This is a genomic window from Pseudomonas pseudonitroreducens (genome assembly GCF_021603645.1).
Lineage (GTDB): Bacteria > Pseudomonadota > Gammaproteobacteria > Pseudomonadales > Pseudomonadaceae > Pseudomonas > Pseudomonas pseudonitroreducens.
In genome coordinates this window covers 1-4141 of record NZ_BQHJ01000028.1, presented here as the reverse complement: position 1 = coordinate 4141, position 4141 = coordinate 1, and the positions used below count along the sequence as shown (strand labels likewise).

5 protein-coding genes and 1 pseudogene are annotated in these 4141 nt (G+C 63.9%); all 6 read right to left on the bottom strand.

Annotation, left to right across the window (positions count from 1 at the left end; all coding sequences use genetic code 11):
* A pseudogene (locus tag L6D89_RS32130) lies at window positions 1–562 on the bottom strand (hypothetical protein); the annotation flags it as partial.
* 4 nt (window positions 563–566) lie between these two features.
* On the bottom strand, window positions 567–1067 hold the full coding sequence (locus L6D89_RS32125; RefSeq protein WP_236202314.1) for a hypothetical protein: 501 nt from the start codon (window positions 1065–1067) through the stop codon (window positions 567–569).
* Window positions 1064–1450, bottom strand: coding sequence for a hypothetical protein (locus L6D89_RS32120; protein WP_236202313.1), 387 nt, complete (start codon window positions 1448–1450; stop codon window positions 1064–1066). Before L6D89_RS32120 ends, L6D89_RS32125 begins: the two co-directional genes overlap by 4 nt.
* A gap of 1 nt (window position 1451) precedes the next feature.
* Window positions 1452–3206 carry a hypothetical protein gene (locus L6D89_RS32115; RefSeq protein ID WP_236202312.1) on the bottom strand — a complete coding sequence of 585 codons (1755 nt, stop codon included), beginning with the start codon at window positions 3204–3206 and terminating at the stop codon, window positions 1452–1454.
* Window positions 3206–3733 (bottom strand): hypothetical protein, encoded by a 528-nt coding sequence (locus tag L6D89_RS32110; protein ID WP_236202311.1) that lies wholly within the window; start codon window positions 3731–3733, stop codon window positions 3206–3208. Before L6D89_RS32110 ends, L6D89_RS32115 begins: the two co-directional genes overlap by 1 nt.
* On the bottom strand, window positions 3720–4141 hold a 422-nt coding region (locus L6D89_RS32105; RefSeq protein WP_236202310.1), incomplete at its 5' end, for a hypothetical protein. The genes L6D89_RS32105 and L6D89_RS32110, both read right to left, overlap by 14 nt.

The window sequence follows — 4141 nt, the reverse complement described above, 5'->3', positions numbered from 1 at the left end:
TGGGAACGACTGTCGCATAAGCCATCGTTGGGTCGCCGCCCTCGGCGGCGTACTCAATACCCTTGAAGGTCAGGCGGATGTCTTGGGTGATGGTGAGCCGCAGGAAGTCTTCGCCGACAGCGGCTGTGACACCTTCCGCCCCGTCGGGCATGGTGATGCCACCAATGGGGTACGGGAACTTTACGTCGACCCGCGCGGTGACGGATCGGCCGTTGATGGCCAAAACTTCCAGCACCAGGTCTTCGCGGATCACTGGCGAATCAGGAAACTCAACCACCGCCAGGGCCTGTGTCCCTTCCAGGTCAAAGCCCACGCTCAGGCTGACCAGGCGCGCCATGCGGTCGACTGCCTGAGTGGTGCTGACGTGGTTGATATCGGCATAGAGCCCTTTCGGGCTGCCCTTGACCAGCACCCAGTCTTCCGGCTGCTCGGCAGCGACCGCAAACCACAATGAGCCGGTTGGGTTCTCGTCGGCATCCACCATGATGTAGTGGGCGCCAACGGAGGGTGGTGCCGTGCTGGGCCAGGTGGCGCCGGTTACGACGTGCGTGATGTTTGGCATAGGGTCACTCCTGCATGATCAATGTGTTGCCCTGGCCGTCGACCAGGATGTTGCCTGCGCCATCGGTCAGCACCGAGGGCGTTGGATCAGGGCCAGGGCCGCCTTGCTCAAGCGCCGCAACACGCTCCGTCAGCGCATTGAGGGCTTGCTGCAAAGCGTCGTTGTTCTGTTGCAGTTGGCCCTGGACCTGCTCGGCAGCGTCCAGGCGGGCCAGCACCTGGTTGAGAGCCCCTGCGGTAATGGTGCAGAACACCCGCGCGCCTTGTGCCCAGCTGCTCTCGACGCCCTCAACTGCGCGCACGATGGCGACGACAGAACCTGTGCGCCTGGCCTTCACGACCTCCCAGCTGGACTGCTCTGCGGGGTCGGCGCTGTTAGTCAGCGTGAGCAGGTAGTCCACGCCCGCTGTGAGCCGCGCGGCGGACTCGGTACTGATTGGCAGTTGCAGCCCACCGAGTGCCAAAGGGGCCGTCAGGACTGCATCCAAGTTATTGAGGAACCTCATTTCTGCACCCCGTTCTTGAACTCAAAGGCCACAGGCGCGTTGTTCGCGTCGACCATGTGGATTTTCTTGAGGCTCTTCCAGCGTGCCCAGATCAAGCCGTCAGTGGTCGGAACCAGCACCGAGTCGAAGTACTCGCGCGTGGCGGCATCGGGCTCAGTAAGCGGGCTGGCGATACCGCCACTCACTGCCGCAGCAGGCGCCACATAGTCGGCCCGGCTTCGCTGGCCTGCGAGTGCGCCCCGCTGGGGAATCTGCGATAGGCGCCGCTCCTGGGTGTTGCTGTCCTGGATAGCGCGAAGGTCATCGATCAGGGCCTTACCGCTGGCGCGGCGGCTGGCCTCCATTGAGCTGCCGCTAGCGCGGCGGGCATCTGCTGCACTCATGTCAAAGCACCAGGTGGTCGTTGGGGATGCCGACCTGGTAGAGCCCAGCAACCGCGACCTTCCGCTCATCTCGCAGTTCGGCGGGAATCTCCGAGGCGGTGATGGTCATGCGGCGCGGGAACTCTTCCAGGTCGGGGTTGATGTCGTCGTCGCGGTTGTCGTAGTTGCCCGCGAAGCCGTCCAGATCGTCGTCGTAGATCGGACTCTCGTTGCGCATACCAAGCTGTGTGGCCAGGGCTGGGTGGCCAACGTGGGTTGGAGGCGCATCCACCACGGGCTTAGCCGGGACGGTCAGCGGGTCAGACAAGCCGCCGCCGCGCATCATCGCGATGCTCAGGGTGGTGACTGCTGACCCAGCGTCGAAGTCGTACTCGTCTACGATCCGGCGCACCTTGCCGGTGCCTTCGGCCTGGTCGGCTAACTCCAGGGTGTGGATTAGGTCGAGGCCGAGGGCCAGAGACGTCGGCACCTGCCAACTGATCGTGGTTCCCCGCTGCCCGCCGACAATCGTGGCGACGGCGCGACGGATCGAGCATTCCAGAACGGCATCACGCCGGGCGTCATCGCGTAGGTCCTGGACGCCAGAGACAGGGCCGGTGATGGTCTTGCTCTCCCATTCTTCGGCTTTGCTGTCCTCGATCTCGAAGCCCGTACTCTGCCTGCTGACTACCTGCCCCCCGGTCGGGCCGAGGCCCTTCGGACAGGCGATGACAAGGCTGTACTTTTCCGTCACTGACTGAACCCAGCGCCGCGAGCCCGTCCAGTCGGCCCCCAGCAGCAAATCGGGGTAGTCGTTGCGCCACCCCTGGCCATTGCCGCAGGGGTCACCGCTGCTGGGAGGCAGCTTGAAGTAGCTGGGATTAGGCAGCAGCGTCAGCCCGGCACCTTCGGTGGCTTGCTCGATCATTGCGACGTCGGGCAGGTCGGTACTATCCGGCCGCCAGGTGCAGAACCCCTGCACGCCCCCATGACCGCCTGCGCCTGGGTGTGCCCATGCATAGCTTTCGTCTCGCTGCCACAGCCGGGAATAGCGGTACTCCACCTCCAGCTCGACGCGGTTTGTCGCCTGCTGGGTCTTGGCCAGGTCTGTCGACGCGCTCTGATAGATGGTGCTGCCGGGGGCGAATCGGGCCGCAGGTTCCGTCGCATACCAACTGGTAACACGAATCTCACCGGTCGGACTGACATCCATGGATACCGTGCGACTTTCAAGGCGTTCCTGGGCGTAGTCCCAACGGCTGCGGCCGTCAGGCGACTCGAACATGTCGGGCGTCCACCAGCCTCCTGTCAGCGCGTCGATCTGCTCGACCGTCATGTTCTCGACCCGGTACTGGAGCTGATCGCTGCAGGTGATCTTCATCAGCCGGTTAGCGATATCCCAGGACGGCTCGATGGCGTAGCCCGTGAAACGCCGTTCTTGCCTGGTGACACCGCCCGTTTCACTGATGAAGTCGATGACCACCTCTTCGCCGTCCAGGTCCAGCGGAACGTCGGTGCCGTCCGGGTAGAACAAGGAGAAGGTGGCGACCCCTGCCGCGCCTTCCTCCCGGTCAATCTCCATACGCTGGGAGAGCCTGGCCGAGACTTGCACGCCGCCGATAGTCACAGAGACGTCCCAGCGGTAGCCGTAGCCCGGTGGAATCACACCAGGGGCAATGGGGGCCGGGGGCAGAATGACCACCGGGCCACCTGGCTCGGCGGCACGGCGCCAAAGCGTATTGAGCGGCCTGGTGTTGAGCGGCAGGACGTTGAGCATCAGACCTCCTGCGCCTCAAAGGACCAGTCATACATGCCGGTGCCGTTGTCGAACTCGGAGGCAATGCCGTCAGTGAAAACCACCAGGCGAGGCAGCCAGAAGACTCGGTAGCCCGCCGCCCTGGCGACCGCTCCCAGGTGGGCCACGTCGCCCTCAAGCTGCAGCGACGTTTCGATCCAGGTGTCTCCGACCCTTGCCCAGCCGGTGGGCGAATCATTCGGGCGGCGGCTCGCTGCGGGCGGCAGAGTGAAGATAGGCGTAACCCCCTCCATCGAGCGGGGCTGAACGCAAAGCAGCTCCAGCGGTTCGCTGTAGTCCAGGGCGAACAGGCCGGGGTCGAGGTAGCCAGTGCCACCTACGCTGGTTGCGGTGCGCTGCCAGTGCGTTTGCTTGATGCCGGTTCCGCGTGAAAGGCGGAAGGTACTGCTCCCGCCGATGGGCTCATAGCGCTGCCGGATGGTGCCGGAGTGCGGGACGATTTCGATTCCGCCAAGCACCAGCGGCGTGGGTTTGTTATCGGCGGACATTGGGCTTTCCTAGTTTGATGCGAGCGATCTTCATGTCCTCTTGCATACGGGAGGCCTCGGCGGGTGTTGCCTCCACGGCATAGGAGCCGCCCCACGGCATTTCCAAGGACATCGGTTGCCTCTCTCCCACCCGATCCAGTGAAGGCATTTGCGGGATGTATGGCACCAAGTCAGCACGACCAGGCAGCTCGCCGGTACGGTTCATATGCTCCAGGTTCATTGCTCCGAGGCGTTGTGCTGCTCGGGCCTGCAGCATGTATTCCCCGCGCGAGGCGTTCACTCGGATGCTGTCGCTGGTGTAACTACCAGGTCCATCGATCCAGCCACCCGACGCGCGGTTGACCCCATCGGGCAGGTCCTTGAATACCTTCTTCGCATCCTTCTCGCTGCTGGTGACGTTAGGGTCCA

What these genes read in the sequence shown, in the direction of transcription:
- L6D89_RS32115 (WP_236202312.1), bottom strand. Translation starts at nt 3,206, where the DNA reads ATGCTCAACGTCCTGCCGCTCAACACCAGGCCGCTCAATACGCTTTGG.
- L6D89_RS32125 (WP_236202314.1), bottom strand. Translation starts at nt 1,067, where the DNA reads ATGAGGTTCCTCAATAACTTGGATGCAGTCCTGACGGCCCCTTTGGCA.
- L6D89_RS32120 (WP_236202313.1), bottom strand. Translation starts at nt 1,450, where the DNA reads ATGAGTGCAGCAGATGCCCGCCGCGCTAGCGGCAGCTCAATGGAGGCC.
- L6D89_RS32110 (WP_236202311.1), bottom strand. Translation starts at nt 3,733, where the DNA reads ATGTCCGCCGATAACAAACCCACGCCGCTGGTGCTTGGCGGAATCGAA.